The following is a 14,745-nucleotide window of genomic DNA, read 5'->3' on the forward strand; positions in this document are numbered from 1 at the left end:
CGAACCAGGACCGGACCCGGACCCGGACCCGGACCCAGGCCAAGGCTCGCACCCGAACCAGGACCGGACCCGGACCAAGGCTCAGACCCGAACCAGGACCAGGACCAGAGCCCGGGCCAGGGGCGCGGCAGGGGGGTTGGGGCGGGTGAACGACTGCGGGCGCGGCACCCGGGGTGGGTGCCGCGCCCGCGCGGTCGGACCGGAGGTCAGACGTTGAAGCCGAGGGAGCGGAGCTGGTCCCGTCCCTCGTCAGTGATCTTGTCCGGTCCCCACGGCGGCAGCCAGACCCAGTTGATCCGGATGTCGTCGACCAGTCCCCCGCCGGGGCCGGTGGTCAACGCCTGCCGGGCCTGGTCCTCGATCACGTCGGTGAGCGGGCAGGCCGCCGAGGTCAGCGTCATGTCCAGGGTGGCGACGTTCTGGTCGTCCACGTGCACGCCGTACACCAGGCCGAGGTCGACCACGTTGATGCCGAGTTCGGGGTCGACGACGTCCTTCATCGCCTCCTCGATGTCGGCGAGGGCCGCCCGGCTGCCGCTCGACGCGGCCTCCGCCGGACCGTCGACGGCCGGGGACCCGGCGACACCGTCGGCGACCGGGGACCCGGCGACGCCGTCGGCAGCCGGGGTACCGGCGGCCGGGGTCGCGGCGGCGTCCGCCGGGCCGGCGGCACCGTTGGTGGCCGGCGGCGTCACCGCGTCGGTCGTCGTGCTGGCGTCACCGGTCTCCGGCGTCGCCGCGGTAGCGGTGTTCTCGCTCATGCCTCCACCTCCGTCGGGCTCACGCCCACCCCCGCGCGTGCCGCGGCGTCCTTGAACGCCATCCACGGCAGCAGCGCGCACTTGACCCGGGCCGGGTAGCGGGCGACACCCGCGAAGGCCACCCCGTCACCGAGTAGTTCCTCGTCCGGCGTGACCTGGCCACGGCCGGACATCAACGCCACGAACCCCGCGTGCACGACGGCGATCTCCCCCGCGCACCGACCGGAGAGCCGGTCGTACAGCACGCTCGCCGACGCCTGACTGATCGAACAGCCCGCACCGTCGTACGAGATGTCCACCACGATGTCGCCGACGGCGGCCACCCGTACGGTGACCTCGTCGCCGCAGGTCGGGTTGACGTGGTGCGCCTCGCCCACCTCGGCGTCGGGGCGGTCGGCTTCGCGCAGCCCACGCCCCTGCGGGCGCTTGTAGTGGTCCAGGATGATCTCCTGGTAGAGCTGGTCCAGCTGCATCAGTCGAAGATCCTCCGCACCTGTTCGAGACCGGCGACCAGGGCGTCGATCTCCTCCGTGGTGGTGTACAGGTAGAACGACGCCCGGGTCATCGCCGGCACCCCGAACCGGGTGCAGACCGGCTTGGCGCAGTGGTGGCCCACCCGCACCTGCACGCCGAGCGAGTCGAGGACCTGCCCGACGTCGTGCGGGTGCACGTCGCCGAGCGCGAACGAGATGGTGCCGCCCCGGCCCACCGGCACCGTCGGGCCGAAGATCCGCAGGCCCGGCACGGTCGCGAGCGCATCCAGCGCGTACGCGGTCAGCTCCTTCTCGTGCCACTGGATCGCCCGCATCCCGACGCCGGTGAGGTAGTCGACCGCCGCGCCGAGCGCGACGGCCTCGGCGATCGGCGGGGTGCCCGCCTCGAACCGGGCCGGCGGCGCGGCGAACGTGGACCGGGCCATCGACACCGTCTCGATCATCGAGCCGCCGCCCATGACCGGGGGCATCGCGGCGAGCAGCTCGCCCCGCCCCCACAGCACGCCGATGCCGGTCGGCCCGCACATCTTGTGCCCGGTGAACACGATGAAGTCGGCGTCCAGGTCGACCACGTCGATCGGCTGGTGCGGCACCGACTGCGAGCAGTCGAGCAACAGCAGCGCACCCACCTGGCGGACCCGTTCGGTGATCCGGGCGGTGGCGTTGACCGTGCCGAGGATGTTGGAGGTGTGCACCAGCGCGACGATCTTCGTCCGCTCGGTGACCAGGTCCGTCAGCCCCGACTCATCCAGCCGGCCGGTGTCGGTGACCGGGAACCAGCGCAGCGTCGCGCCGGTCCGCTCGGCCAGCAACTGCCACGGGACGATGTTCGAGTGGTGCTCCATCTCGGAGATCACGATCTCGTCGCCGGGGCCGAGCCGGAACCGCTCGTCGGCGTCGGCGCGCAGCGAGGCGTTGGAGAACGCGTACGCCACCACGTTGATCGCCTCGGTGGAGTTCTTGGCGAACACCACCTCGTCGACGCTCGGCGCGTTGACGAACGCGGCGATCTTCGCCCGCGCCCCCTCGTACGCCTCGGTCGCCTCGGTGCCCAGGGTGTGCACCGAGCGCGACACGTTGGCGTTGTGCATCGCGTAGTGCCCGGCGAGCACGTCGAGCACCTGGCGTGGCTTGTGCGAGGTGTTGGCGCTGTCGAGGTAGACCAGCCGGTGCCCGTTGACCTCCCGGTCGAGGATCGGGAAGTCGGCCCGCACCGCGGCCACGTCGAAGCGCGGCACGTCGTCGTACTGCGGCATCCCGTCCGGGATGGCGATGGTGGTCATCTCAGCGGTCCCCGTCTGTGTGTGTTCAGGCCCGCGCCGCGCCGGCTCCGGCGACGTACCGCTCGTAGCCCTCGTCCTCGAGCTTGTCGGCCAGCTCCGGGCCGCCCTGCTCGACGATCCGGCCGGCCACGAAGACGTGCACGAAGTCGGGCTTGATGTAGCGCAGGATGCGGGTGTAGTGGGTGATCAGCAGCAGGCCGGTGTCGCCGGTGTCGCGGACCCGGTTGACCCCCTCGCTGACCACCCGCAGCGCGTCCACGTCGAGGCCGGAGTCGGTCTCGTCGAGGATGGCGATCTTGGGCTTGAGCAGCTCCAGCTGCACGATCTCGTGCCGCTTCTTCTCGCCGCCGGAGAAGCCCTCGTTGACGTTGCGCTGGGCGAACGCCGGGTCCATCTGGAGCTTCTCCATCGCGCCGCGCAGCTCGCCGCCCCAGGTACGCAGCTTCGGGGCCGCGCCGTCGATGGCGGTCTTCGCGGTACGCAGGAAGTTCGCCACCGAGACGCCGGGCACCTCGACCGGGTACTGCATGGCCAGGAAGAGGCCGGCGCGGGCCCGCTCGTCGACGGTCATCTCCAGCACGTCGACCCCGTCGAGGGTCACCGAGCCGCCGGTGATCTCGTACTTGGGGTGACCGGCGATCGAGTACGCCAGGGTCGACTTGCCGGAGCCGTTCGGGCCCATGATCGCGTGGGTCTCCCCCGACCGCACGGTCAGGTCGACGCCGGACAGGATCGGCTTGAGCTCACCCTCGGGCAGCTTGACCGACACCTTCAGGTCGCGGATCTCCAGGGTGCTCATTATCGGGTCACTCCATTGCTCGGCGTCGGGCGGCCGTCGGCGCCCACGGGAAGGTAGATGTCGCCGTCGCGGACCTCGACGGCGTAGACGGGAACGGGTTCGGTGGCGGGCAGCCCGGTGGGCTCACCGGTGCGCAGGTCGAACCGGGAGCCGTGCAGCCAGCACTCCAGCGTGCAGCCCTCGACCTCACCCTCGGACAGGGCGACCGAGGCGTGCGAACACTCGTCGTGCACGGCGTAGAACTCGCCGTCGGTGCCGTGCACCACGGCGATCGGGAGGCCGTCCACGTCGGCGCTGATCACGGTGCCCTTCGGCACGTCCTCCGTCGCGCAGATCCGGATCATGTCAGGCCCCGGCCTTCGCGAGCCGGGCCTCGATCGCGTCGCCGAGCCGCTCACGCAGCGACTCGACCGGGATCTTGTTGATCACCTCGGCGAAGAAGCCCCGCACCACCAGGCGACGGGCCTCGTCGGCCGGGATGCCCCGGGCCATCAGGTAGAACAGCTGCTCGTCGTCGAACCGGCCGGTCGCGCTGGCGTGACCGGCGCCGGCGATCTCGCCGGTCTCGATCTCCAGATTGGGTACGGAGTCCGCCCGCGCGCCGTCGGAGAGCAGCAGGTTCCGGTTGATCTCGTACGTGTCGGTGCCGGTCGCCTCGGCCCGGATCAGCACGTCACCCACCCAGACGGTGTGCGCCTGCTCGCCCTGCAACGCGCCCCGGTAGCCGACGTGGCTGCGGCAGTCGGGCACGTTGTGGTCGACGAGCTGGCGGTGCTCCAGGTGCTGGCCGCCGTCGGCGAAGTAGACGCCGTACAGCTCGGCCTCGCCGCCCCGGCCGGTGTACTCGACAGTGGTGTACTGGCGGACCAGGTCACCACCCAGGCTGACCTGGACGTGCGAGACCTTGGCGTCGCGGCCGAGGCGCACCTTCAGGTGCTGGGCCTGCACCGCGTCGGCGGCCCAGTCGGCCACCGTGACCAGGGTCAGCTTCGCCCCGTCTGCCACCGCCACCTCGACGTTGTCGGCGAGCGTCGCCGCGCCGACGTGCTCCAGCACCAGCACCACCTCGGCGAACCGGCCCACGTCGACGAACGTGTGCCCGAAGGCCAGCCCGGTGGCGTCGTCGCCGACCACCCGCAGGCTCACCGGCGCGTCGACCACGGCGTCGGCCGCGACCTCGACCAGCAGCGCCTCACCGGCGCCGCCGTAGGCCAGCGCGCTGACCCGGTCGACCGGGGTGAGCACGCTGCCCACCCGGGGGTCGTCCCGGCCGATCCGCCCAACGGTGACGCCGGCCGGCAGGTCGGCGTACTCGTGGCGGACCGTGCCGGTGGCGGCCCGCGCCCCGTCGGTCAGCCCACGGAGCCGCTTGAGCGGGGTGAAGCGCCACTCCTCCTCCAGGCCGGTCAGGGCCGGGAAGTCGGCGACGTCGTACGAGCGGAGCGCCTGCGACTTGGTGCTGGGCGGCGCGGAAGCCTGGGTAGTCATCTCTTCCTTGGTCTGTCTGTCCGGGACGACGGTGTCGTGGGGCGGCGGGGCGGCGTCAGCCGACCGCGCCCTCCATCTGGAGTTCGATCAGGCGGTTGAGCTCCAGGGCGTACTCCATCGGGAGTTCCTTGGCGATCGGCTCGATGAAGCCGCGCACGATCATCGCCATCGCCTCGTCCTCGCTCAGCCCCCGGCTCATCAGGTAGAAGAGCTGGTCGTCGCTGATCTTGGAGACGGTCGCCTCGTGCCCCATCGACACGTCGTCCTCGCGGATGTCGACGTAGGGGTAGGTGTCCGAGCGGGAGATCGTGTCGACCAGCAGCGCGTCGCACTTGACCGTGCTGCGGCTGTGGTGCGAGCCCTCCAGCACCTGCACCAGCCCCCGGTACGAGGTACGGCCACCACCCCGGGCGATCGACTTCGACACGATGGTGCTGCTGGTGTGCGGCGCGGCGTGCACCATCTTGGCCCCGGCGTCCTGGTGCTGGCCCTCACCGGCCATCGCCACCGAGAGCACCTCGCCCTTGGCGTGCTCGCCGGTCATGTAGACCGCCGGGTACTTCATGGTCACCTTGGAGCCGATGTTGCCGTCGACCCACTCCATGGTGGCGCCCTCGTGGCAGACGGCCCGCTTGGTGACCAGGTTGTAGACGTTGTTCGACCAGTTCTGGATGGTCGTGTAGCGGCAGCGCGCGTTCTTCTTGACGATGATCTCGACGACCGCGCTGTGCAGCGAGTCGGAGGAGTATAGCGGCGCGGTGCAGCCCTCGACGTAGTGCACGTACGCGCCCTCGTCGACGATGATCAGCGTCCGCTCGAACTGGCCCATGTTCTCGGTGTTGATCCGGAAGTACGCCTGGAGCGGGATCTCCACGTGCACGCCCTTCGGCACGTAGATGAACGAGCCGCCGGACCACACGGAGGTGTTCAGCGCGGCGAACTTGTTGTCGCCGACCGGGATCACCGTGCCGAAGTACTCCTTGAAGACGTCCTCGTGCTCCTTGAGGGCGGTGTCGGTGTCCAGGAAGAGGACACCCTGTTCCTCCAGGTCCTCGCGGATCTTGTGGTAGACCACCTCGGACTCGTACTGCGCCGCGACCCCGGCGACCAGCCGCTGCTTCTCGGCCTCGGGGATGCCCAGCCGGTCGTAGGTGTTCTTGATGTCCTCCGGCAGGTCCTCCCAGCTGGTGGCCTGCTTCTCGGTGGAGCGCACGAAGTACTTGATGTTGTCGAAGTCGATCCCGGTGAGGTCGGCGCCCCAGGACGGCATCGGCTTGCGGCCGAACAGCCGCAGACCCTTGAGGCGCAGGTCGAGCATCCAGGCCGGCTCGTTCTTCTTGGCCGAGATGTCCCGCACCACCGCCTCGTTGAGACCGCGCTGGGCGGCCGCCCCGGCGACGTCGGGGTCGGCCCAGCCGTACTCGTAGCGACCGAGCGCGGCGAGCTGCTCTTCCTGGGTCAGGGGCTGGACGATCTGCTCGGTCATCTATCTGTCCTCACAGTGGTGACGGTGTTACCGGACTGGGCGCGCGGTTGGGTCGGAATGTGCGTGGTGCACACCCCGTCGCCGTGCGCGATGGTGGCCAGACGCTGCACGTGGGTGCCGACCAGACGGGAGATGACCGCCGTCTCGGCCTCGCACAGCTGGGGGAACTCAGCGGCCACGTGCGCCACCGGGCAGTGGTGCTGGCAGAGCTGCCCGCCCGAGGCGATCGTGGACGCGTTGGCAGCGTAGCCCTCGGCGGTGAGCGCACCGGCGAGTGCCTCGGACCGGGCCAGCGGATCGTCGCCGGCGTCCTCCATGGCGGCCCGGCAACGGGCCTCCAGCGCGGCGACCTGGTCGGCGGCGAACGCCTCGACCGCGTCGGGGCCGCCGTTGCGGGCGATCCAGCGCAGCGCGGCGGTGGCCATGTTGTCGTAGTGGTGGGTGCCGCAGCGGCCCCGGGCCGCGTCGGTGAGCAGGAAGACCTTCGCCGGTCGGCCCCGCCCCCGGCTGCCCCGCACGGTCTGCTCCCGGGCGACCACGTCACCGTCGGCGAGCATCGCGTCGAGGTGCCGGCGGATCGCGGCCGGGCTGAGACCGAGCGCCGAGCCGAGCTGGCCGGCGGTGGCCGCCCCCTGCTCCAGCAGGAGCCGGGTGACCCGGTCACGGGTGGACAGGTCGGTGGCCGGCGTCGGGGCCGGCGCGCTGCGGTGCGGTGCGTCGGGTCCGCGCCGCACGGCACGACGGGACCGCGCGCCGACGCCGACGGCCGGGACGGCCGTCGGCGGGTGCCCGGAGAGCGCCGCCGCGTTTTTCACAACGCCAACGTTACGTAATTCGCCGGGGGCCCGCAAACCCGACCCCGGTGATCCGGCCCACCGGGCCGCGGAGTCACCCGATCGGGATCAACTACGGTGCGTAGGATTCGCTCCGTGAAGCGATCCGTCCGGTTCCCGGTCTCGACCACCCTGCTGCGCCGCCTCGCGTACGCCTCGATCGTCGCCAACGTGGCCATCGTGGTGACCGGCGGGGCCGTCCGGCTCACCGCGTCGGGGCTCGGCTGCCCGACCTGGCCCCGGTGCACCGACGCGTCGTACACCACCACCGCCGAGATGGGCGTGCACGGGGTGATCGAGTTCGGCAACCGGCTGCTCACCTTCGCCGTCGGGGCGATCGCGCTGGCCACCCTGCTGGCCGTGCTGGCCCACCGGCCCCGCCGCGCCGGGCTGACCGGGCTGGCCGTGGCGGTGTTCCTCGGCATCCCCGCGCAGGCCGTGATCGGCGGGATCACCGTGCTGACCAACCTCAACCCGTGGGTGGTCGGGCTGCACTTCCTCGCCTCGATGGCGGTCATCGCCGCCGCGTACGCCCTCTGGCGGCGGATCGTCGACCCGGACGGGCCGGTGGTGCCGGTGGTGCCCGGGCCGCTGCGCACCCTCGCCCGGCTCACCACCGCCGTCAGCGTCGCGGTGCTGGTGGTCGGCACCTGGGTGACCGGCAGCGGCCCGCACGCCGGCGACCACGGTGCCGCCCGCAACGGGCTGGACCCGGAGACGATCTCCCAGGTGCACGCCGACGGGGTGTTCCTGCTGATCGGCCTCTCCGTCGCGCTGGTCCTGGCGTTGCGGGCGGTCGGCGCGACCGGCCCGGCCCGCGCCGCGCTCGTGCTGGTGGCGGTGGAGCTGGGGCAGGGCCTGATCGGTTTCGTGCAGTACTTCACCCACCTGCCGGGCGTGCTGGTCGCCGCGCACATGCTCGGTTCCTGCCTGGTGCTGCTGGCCACCCTGGCGATGCTCTGGTCGACCCGACAGCGCCGGCCGGTCGCCGGCGACCCGGCGTCGCCGCCGGCCGGGCAGCGGCGGGTGCCGGCCACCGTCTGAGCGTCACCGGGCCGACCGGGACCGGCCGCTGCCCGGTGGGGTGGGGCGGCGCGGCAGGCTCTGGGACCCCGCCGGCCCCGGGGCGGCACGACCGGCCGGGCGGGGCCCGGCCGGGTCAGCGGCGGGCGAGGTGGACCAGCACCGCGTCGGCGAGCCGCTCGGCGGCGCCGTCGGCGTGGCCGAGGAACAGCGACGGCTCGGTCAGCTCCAGCTCGATCAGCACGGGCGTGCCGTCCGGCCCGGGGATCAGGTCCACCCGGGCGTAGAGCAGCCGCTGCGACCCGCCGGGGACCTCGGCCAGCACCCGCTCGGCGACGGCCAACTGCTCCCCGGTGGGGGTGCGCGGGTCGATCCGCTCCGGCCGGTACAGGCCCTCGACGCCCAGGTCGGGGCCGTCGAGCATGGCGCCCTTGCGGATGGCGTGGCTGAACGTCAGGCCGTCCGGGCCGGCCACGAAGAGCAGCGCGGTCTCCCCGGCGGTGTCCACCGCGTCCAGGTACGGCTGGACCATGGCGGTCCGGCCGGCGGCCGTCAGCCGGCGTACGTGCGCCACGGCCAGGTCCCGGTGGGTCGGGTCGGCGGGGTCGTACCGGCCGGTGTCGAGGCTGCCGGCGCTGACCGTCGGCTTCACCACGTACCAGCCGGGGGTCGACGGCGGAACCCAGTCCTCGCCCGGCGCGACCCAGGAGGTCGGCACGGTGGGCACCCCGGCGGCGGCGAGCTCGCCGAGGTAGCGCTTGTCGGTGTTCCACCGCACCACGTCGGCGGGGTTGACCAGGGTGGGCACCGTGCCGGCCCAGGCGACGAACTCGTCGCGGCGTGGGGCGTAGTCCCAGGGCGAGCGGAGCACCACCAGGTCGTAGCCGGCCCAGTCGACCCGGGGGTCGTCCCAGACGGCCGCCTCGACGGTGACGCCCCGGGCCGAAAGCGGGGCGAGCACGAGCCGGTCGTCGGGGTAGAGGTCGGCGAAACGGGAGCAGGTGACGAGAGCGACCCGGGGTTCCCCCCGGGTCGACTGGTGGTGGATCGGGTCGTGGGTCAACGGGACATGGTGCGCCGGGCCATCGACCGCCACAGGTCGTTGCTCGGCCGCATCTGGTCCATCAGCTCGCGCTCCCAGGCGTTCTCGACGGCGACTCCCGCCTGGGAGCACGCCTCCCGGGCGGTGACGGTGTCCTCGGCGAACTGGTCGCCCCACGCACCGTCGGTGCCGACCAGGACGATCCGGGCACCACGCTTGCCGACGTACTCGATGACCGCCTTCGCGCCGCCGTGGGCGGCGGCGAAGGACCTGATGCCCGTGACCAGCCCGGTGGGGGCCGCTCCGGCGGTCTGCTCGGCCGTCAGCGTCGTATCGGAACCTTCTGCCATGACGCGAAGCCTAAGCAGACTTGCACCCCGACGCGCGAGAATCATGAACTATTTGTGATACCAATTACCCGAGGGTTTATCGGAAAGCGCGGGCGGATTGTCCGACCGTGTCGGATAAGCGCGGGCAAAACGCCTCAGCGATATCGCCCCGATGTGTCCAGCTTGTGGCAGCTTGCGGTGCCCGCAGAAAATCCCACCATCCGGGCAGGATTTCGGACCCGTCCGGCGGGGCGGATCAGTCCGGACCGCCCGCGACACTCCCCCACGCGACGACCACGCCCGGCGGGCCGCGCGGGCCGACGCGGCGGGCGGGACCCGGGAGATAAGGGGGGTCAGAGCAGGGCGTCGAGGGCCACCGCGACGAACACGATGGTCAGGTAGGTCGTCGACCAGTGGAACAGCCGCATCGGCTTGACCGGCTCACCCCGGGTCACCCGCCGGCAGAGCCGGTGCGCCTCGACCAGGAAGACCGCGCCCACCAAGGCGGTCGGCACCCCGTACACCGCGCTCATGCCCAGCGGCCACAGCGCCAGCGAGGTCGCCACCGTCAGCCAGGCGAAGATCAGGATCTCGGCGTTGACCCGCCGGGACGAGGCCACCACCGGCAGCATCGGGATGCCGGCGCGGGCATAGTCGTCCTTGTATTTCATCGCCAACGGGTAGAAGTGCGGCATCTGCCAGAAGAAGACCACCGCGAACAGCACCCAGGCCGCCGGGGCCAGCGACCCGGTCACCGCCGCCCAGCCGATCAGCACCGGTGCCGCCCCGCAGGCCCCACCCCAGAAGGTGTTCGCCGTCGTGGTGCGCTTGAGCCAGAGCGTGTAGACCAGGTCGTAGTAGACGATCGCGGCCAGCGTCAGCGCGGTGGCCAGCAGGTTGGTGAACGTCGCCATCAGCGCGAGCGACGCCGCCGCCAGCACCAGCCCGAAGACCAGGGCGCTGCGGGGCGACACGGTGTGCGTCGGCAGCGGACGCCGCTTGGTGCGCCGCATCAACTGGTCGATGTCCCGGTCGATGTAGCAGTTGATCACGCTCGCCGCACCGGCGGCCAGCGAGCCGCCGACCAGCACCACCGCCATCAGCCACAGCGACGGCAGGCCGCCGTCGGCGAGCATCATCGCCGGCACCGTGGTCACCAGCAGCAGCTCCACGATGCGCGGCTTGGTGAGTGTCACGTACGCCGACACCACCGCCCGGACGTCCCGCCGACGGGCCGACGGCCGCCCGCCCACCGTGCGCACCGGCGGCTGCCCGGCAGAGTTGCTGACGGGGCGCTCGGTGATCATGCTCACGGATTGCCACCTTCCGGCGTCGGCAGGGGAAGTCGGTTCGGCGGGACCCCGTCGGGGCCCACACACCGCACCACACACTACGCGTCGTCGTTTTCGCTGCCCGGGCGACCCGACAACGGTGCGGGCCGTCACACCTGACGGGTGACCGAACGATCCGGCCGGCCCGTACGTAACTGCCTGCTGAGATCCCCGGGCGGACGTTTAGACCCGCTCGATAGGGTCACCAGTGAGGGTTCCGCCCATCTGCCGAGGAGCACAACCATAGTGGCTGCCAACCGACCCGCACTCAACTGGACCGACCTCGACCGCCGGGCCGTCGACACCGTCCGCGTCCTGGCCATGGATGCCGTGGAGAAATCCGGCAACGGCCACCCCGGCACCGCGATGAGCCTCGCGCCCGCGGCGTACCTGCTGTTCAACCGGGTGATGCGGCACAATCCGGCCGACCCGAACTGGCCCGGCCGGGACCGGTTCGTGCTGTCCGCCGGGCACTCCAGCCTCACGCTCTACATCCAGCTCTTCCTCTCCGGCTACCCGCTGAGCCTGGACGACCTGAAGTCGCTGCGGCAGTGGGGCTCGCTCACCCCGGGCCACCCGGAGCACGGCCACACCCCCGGGGTCGAGACCACCACCGGCCCGCTCGGGCAGGGCCTGGGCAACGCGGTGGGCATGGCGATGGCCGCCCGCCGCGAGCGGGGCCTGTTCGACCCGGAGAGCGAGCCCGGCGCGTCGGTCTTCGACCACCAGATCTGGTGCATCGCCTCCGACGGCGACATCGAGGAGGGCATCAGCCACGAGGCGAGCGCGCTGGCCGGGCACCAGCAGCTGGGCAACCTCACGCTGATCTACGACGACAACGAGATCTCCATCGAGGACGACACCCGCATCGCCAAGAGCGAGGACGTGGCGGCCCGCTACGCGGCGTACGGCTGGCACGTGCAGACCGTCGACTGGCGGGCCGGCGACGCCGACCAGGGCGACTACCACGAGGACGTCGAGGCGCTGTACCAGGCGCTGCTGGCGGCGAAGGCCGAGACCGGCCGCCCCTCGTTCATCGCGCTGCGCACCATCATCGGCTGGCCCGCGCCCAACAAGAAGAACACCGGCAAGATCCACGGTTCGGCGCTCGGCGCCGACGAGGTGAAGGCCACCAAGGAGATCCTCGGCTTCGACCCGCAGCAGAGCTTCCAGGTCGACGAGGAGGTGCTCGCGCACGCCCGTGGGGTGCTGACCCGCGGCGGCGAGGCCGAGCAGGCGTGGACCGGCGAGTTCGACGCCTGGGCGCAGGCCAACCCGGAGCGCAGGGCGCTCTACGACCGGATCGCCGGCCGGGTGCTGCCGCAGGGCTGGACGGACGCGCTGCCGGTCTTCCCCGCCGACGCCAAGGGCGTGGCCACCCGGGCCGCCTCCGGCAAGGTGCTGGAGGCGCTCGCCCCGGTGCTGCCGGAGCTGTGGGGCGGCTCGGCCGACCTGGCCGAGAGCAACAACACCACCATGAAGGGCGAGCCGTCGTTCATCCCGGCCGCCCACGCCACCAAGGACTTCCCCGGCCACGAGTACGGCCGCACGCTGCACTTCGGCATCCGTGAGCACGCCATGGGCGCGATCCTCAACGGCATCGCCCTGCACGGCGGCACCCGCCCCTACGGCGGCACGTTCCTGGTGTTCAGCGACTACATGCGTCCCTCGGTGCGGCTCGCCGCCCTGATGAAGCTGCCGGTGACGTACGTCTGGACGCACGACTCGATCGGTCTCGGCGAGGACGGCCCGACCCACCAGCCGGTGGAGCACCTGACCGCGCTGCGCGCCATCCCCGGCCTGGACGTGGTCCGGCCCGCCGACGCCAACGAGACCGCCTGGGCGTGGCGGCAGGCCCTGGAGCACACCGACCGGCCGACCGCGCTGGCGCTGAGCCGGCAGGCGTTGCCGACCCTGGACCGGGAGACGTACGCGGGCGCGGAGGGCACCGCCAAGGGCGGCTACGTGCTGGCCGAGGCGTCGAACGGCAAGCCGCAGGTGATCATCGTGGGTACCGGTTCCGAGGTGCAGCTCTGCCTCACCGCCCGGGAGCGGCTGGAGGCCGACGGCACCCCCACCCGGGTCGTCTCGATGCCCTGCCAGGAGTGGTTCTACGAGCAGGACGAGGCGTACCGCGAGTCGGTGCTGCCGCGCGGGGTGCAGGCCCGGGTGAGCGTCGAGGCCGGGATCGGGATGTCCTGGCGGGGCATCGTCGGTGACCTGGGCGAGAGCGTCAGCCTGGAGCACTACGGGGCCAGCGCCCCGCACACCGTGCTGTTCGAGCAGTTCGGCTTCACCCCCGACCGGATCGTCGCCGCCGCGCACGCGGCGCTGACCCGGGTGGGCGACATCACCGGTTTCACGACCGGCAACTGAGGGGAGCGTGGACGACATGACGGACAGACTGGGTGACCTCACCGCCGCCGGAGTGGCGGTCTGGCTCGACGACCTTTCCCGGGTACGACTGAGCTCCGGCGGGCTGGACCGGCTCCGCCGCGAGCAGCACGTGGCCGGGGTGACCACCAACCCGACCATCTTCGCCAAGGCGCTCAGTGACGCCGACGAGTACAACTGGCAGCTCAAGGACCTCGCCACCCGGGGCATCGAGGTCGAAGAGGCCGTCCGGATGCTCACCACCTACGACGTGCGCTGGGCGTGCGACGTGATGCGCCCGTCGTACGACGGCAGCGCCGGTGTCGACGGTCGGGTCTCCATCGAGGTCGACCCCCGGGTCGCCCACGACACCGACAAGACGGTCGCCGAGGCCAAGGCGCTGTGGTGGCTGGTGGACCGGCCGAACCTGTACATCAAGATCCCGGCGACCGAGGCGGGGCTGGCGGCGATCACCGCGACCCTGGCCGAGGGGATCAGCGTCAACGTGACCCTGATCTTCGGGCTGGACCGTTACTCGGCGGTGATGGAGGCGTTCCTCGCCGGCCTGGAGCAGGCGAAGGCCAACGGCCACGACCTGTCCACCATCGGCTCGGTGGCCTCCTTCTTCGTCTCCCGGGTCGACTCCGAGATCGACAAGAGGCTGGACAAGATCGGCTCCGAGGAGGCCAAGGCGCTGCGCGGCAAGGCCGCCGTGGCCAACGCCCAGCTCGCCTACGAGCGCTACACCGAGGTCTTCTCCTCCGACCGGTGGCAGGCCCTGGCCGACGCCGGCGCGCACCCGCAGCGCCCGCTGTGGGCGTCGACCTCGACCAAGAACCCGGACTACCGCGACGTGATCTACGTCGAGGAGCTGATCGCCCCGGGCACCGTCAACACCATGCCGGAGTCGGTCGTGACGGCGTACGCCGAGCACGGGGAGACCCGGGGCGACACCATCACCGGCGCGTACGACGCGGCCCGGCAGGTCTTCGCCGACCTGGCCGCCGTCGGCGTCGACATGGACGACGTGATCGCCACCCTGGAACGGGAGGGCGTGGAGAAGTTCGAGGCGAGCTGGAGCGAACTGCTCGACGGGGTCCGCACGTCGCTGGCCGCCGCGGCGCAGGGTGCCGGCGCCCCGAACGAGGCCGCGAAGGGCAACGCCGAGGCGGCCCAGCGGGCCGGCGGGAACGCGTGACCAACGGCGTCGGACGCGTCGCGGGGCCGGTCCCCGCGACGCCCCACGCCGCCGGCGCCCCGACGGGGTGTCGAGGGTGAGTGACCTGTTGACCGGCCCGGCCGATGCCGCCGCCGGTCTCGCGGTGCACGGGGCGGACGCGGTCGCATCGACCGCGCCCGCCGCCGTACGGGCCGCCCCGCGTGCGCGGGGCGGCCCGGTGGCACCGGCCGACCGACCCGGGCCGGTGCCACCGCCGTACCTGACCGACAGGCCGGCCGGGCCGGCCCGGCTGCTGGATGCGATCGGACGATGGCGGGCGTGAC

15 protein-coding genes are annotated in these 14,745 nt (G+C 72.0%); 4 read left to right on the forward strand and 11 right to left on the reverse strand.

Annotated features, from left to right (window positions below; translation table 11 throughout):
- Window positions 1-206 precede the first annotated feature (206 nt).
- From ACN261_RS30685 to ACN261_RS30720, 8 genes are all read right to left on the reverse strand, one after another.
- Window positions 207-695 (reverse strand): metal-sulfur cluster assembly factor, encoded by a 489-nt coding sequence (locus ACN261_RS30685; RefSeq protein WP_425853669.1) that lies wholly within the window; start codon window positions 693-695, stop codon window positions 207-209.
- A gap of 62 nt (window positions 696-757) precedes the next feature.
- On the reverse strand, window positions 758-1,234 hold the full coding sequence (gene sufU, locus ACN261_RS30690; RefSeq protein WP_425853488.1) for a Fe-S cluster assembly sulfur transfer protein SufU: 477 nt from the start codon (window positions 1,232-1,234) through the stop codon (window positions 758-760).
- Complete coding sequence (locus ACN261_RS30695; protein WP_425853489.1) at window positions 1,234-2,538, reverse strand: cysteine desulfurase; 1,305 nt, start codon at window positions 2,536-2,538, stop codon at window positions 1,234-1,236. The genes sufU and ACN261_RS30695 overlap by 1 nt, the downstream gene beginning before the upstream one ends.
- A 25-nt stretch (window positions 2,539-2,563) precedes the next feature.
- Window positions 2,564-3,337 (reverse strand): Fe-S cluster assembly ATPase SufC, encoded by a 774-nt coding sequence (sufC, locus tag ACN261_RS30700; RefSeq protein WP_088645041.1) that lies wholly within the window; start codon window positions 3,335-3,337, stop codon window positions 2,564-2,566.
- Window positions 3,337-3,681 (reverse strand): non-heme iron oxygenase ferredoxin subunit, encoded by a 345-nt coding sequence (locus ACN261_RS30705; RefSeq protein ID WP_425853490.1) that lies wholly within the window; start codon window positions 3,679-3,681, stop codon window positions 3,337-3,339. Before ACN261_RS30705 ends, sufC begins: the two co-directional genes overlap by 1 nt.
- A 1-nt stretch (window position 3,682) precedes the next feature.
- Window positions 3,683-4,825 (reverse strand): Fe-S cluster assembly protein SufD, encoded by a 1,143-nt coding sequence (gene sufD, locus ACN261_RS30710; protein WP_421483326.1) that lies wholly within the window; start codon window positions 4,823-4,825, stop codon window positions 3,683-3,685.
- Window positions 4,826-4,880: 55 nt separating this feature from the next.
- Entirely contained in the window at window positions 4,881-6,311 is a 1,431-nt protein-coding gene (sufB, locus tag ACN261_RS30715) for a Fe-S cluster assembly protein SufB (protein ID WP_204926097.1), read from the reverse strand.
- Window positions 6,308-7,126 (reverse strand): helix-turn-helix transcriptional regulator, encoded by an 819-nt coding sequence (locus ACN261_RS30720; RefSeq protein WP_425853491.1) that lies wholly within the window; start codon window positions 7,124-7,126, stop codon window positions 6,308-6,310. Before ACN261_RS30720 ends, sufB begins: the two co-directional genes overlap by 4 nt.
- Before the next feature lie 96 nt (window positions 7,127-7,222).
- On the opposite strand from ACN261_RS30720, the gene ACN261_RS30725 reads away from it, so the two are divergent.
- Window positions 7,223-8,188 (forward strand): COX15/CtaA family protein, encoded by a 966-nt coding sequence (locus ACN261_RS30725; RefSeq protein ID WP_425853492.1) that lies wholly within the window; start codon window positions 7,223-7,225, stop codon window positions 8,186-8,188.
- Between the two features lie 115 nt (window positions 8,189-8,303).
- Here ACN261_RS30725 and ACN261_RS30730 read toward each other — a convergent pair whose 3' ends face one another.
- The 3 genes from ACN261_RS30730 to ACN261_RS30740 all read right to left on the reverse strand — a co-directional run bounded on the left by ACN261_RS30730 (window position 8,304) and on the right by ACN261_RS30740 (window position 10,851).
- Entirely contained in the window at window positions 8,304-9,230 is a 927-nt protein-coding gene (locus tag ACN261_RS30730; protein ID WP_425853493.1) for an ATP-grasp domain-containing protein, read from the reverse strand.
- Complete coding sequence (locus ACN261_RS30735; RefSeq protein ID WP_363651813.1) at window positions 9,227-9,559, reverse strand: hypothetical protein; 333 nt, start codon at window positions 9,557-9,559, stop codon at window positions 9,227-9,229. Before ACN261_RS30735 ends, ACN261_RS30730 begins: the two co-directional genes overlap by 4 nt.
- A gap of 332 nt (window positions 9,560-9,891) precedes the next feature.
- Entirely contained in the window at window positions 9,892-10,851 is a 960-nt protein-coding gene (locus ACN261_RS30740; protein WP_425853494.1) for a heme o synthase, read from the reverse strand.
- A gap of 264 nt (window positions 10,852-11,115) precedes the next feature.
- Here ACN261_RS30740 and tkt point away from each other — a divergent pair, with 264 nt between their 5' ends.
- The 3 genes from tkt (at window position 11,116) to ACN261_RS30755 (ending at window position 14,744) form a co-directional block, all read left to right on the forward strand.
- On the forward strand, window positions 11,116-13,245 hold the full coding sequence (gene tkt / locus ACN261_RS30745; protein WP_421483331.1) for a transketolase: 2,130 nt from the start codon (window positions 11,116-11,118) through the stop codon (window positions 13,243-13,245).
- Between the two features lie 16 nt (window positions 13,246-13,261).
- Window positions 13,262-14,440 carry a transaldolase gene (gene tal, locus ACN261_RS30750; protein ID WP_425853495.1) on the forward strand — a complete coding sequence of 393 codons (1,179 nt, stop codon included), beginning with the start codon at window positions 13,262-13,264 and terminating at the stop codon, window positions 14,438-14,440.
- Between the two features lie 76 nt (window positions 14,441-14,516).
- Window positions 14,517-14,744, forward strand: a complete 228-nt coding sequence (locus tag ACN261_RS30755) for a hypothetical protein (RefSeq protein ID WP_421483334.1) — start codon at window positions 14,517-14,519, stop codon at window positions 14,742-14,744.
- Window position 14,745 lies beyond the last annotated feature (1 nt).

The organism is Micromonospora sp. WMMD723 (genome assembly GCF_049863385.1).
Taxonomy (GTDB): Bacteria; Actinomycetota; Actinomycetes; order Mycobacteriales; family Micromonosporaceae; genus Micromonospora; species Micromonospora wenchangensis.

Bases quoted from the DNA above. Each gene is read 5' to 3' on its own strand.
- sufU (WP_425853488.1), bottom strand. From the start codon at position 1,234: ATGCAGCTGGACCAGCTCTACCAGGAGATCATCCTGGACCACTACAAG.
- ACN261_RS30695 (WP_425853489.1), bottom strand. From the start codon at position 2,538: ATGACCACCATCGCCATCCCGGACGGGATGCCGCAGTACGACGACGTG.
- sufC (WP_088645041.1), bottom strand. From the start codon at position 3,337: ATGAGCACCCTGGAGATCCGCGACCTGAAGGTGTCGGTCAAGCTGCCC.
- ACN261_RS30705 (WP_425853490.1), bottom strand. From the start codon at position 3,681: ATGATCCGGATCTGCGCGACGGAGGACGTGCCGAAGGGCACCGTGATC.
- sufD (WP_421483326.1), bottom strand. From the start codon at position 4,825: ATGACTACCCAGGCTTCCGCGCCGCCCAGCACCAAGTCGCAGGCGCTC.
- sufB (WP_204926097.1), bottom strand. From the start codon at position 6,311: ATGACCGAGCAGATCGTCCAGCCCCTGACCCAGGAAGAGCAGCTCGCC.
- ACN261_RS30735 (WP_363651813.1), bottom strand. From the start codon at position 9,559: ATGGCAGAAGGTTCCGATACGACGCTGACGGCCGAGCAGACCGCCGGA.
- tal (WP_425853495.1), top strand. From the start codon at position 13,262: ATGACGGACAGACTGGGTGACCTCACCGCCGCCGGAGTGGCGGTCTGG.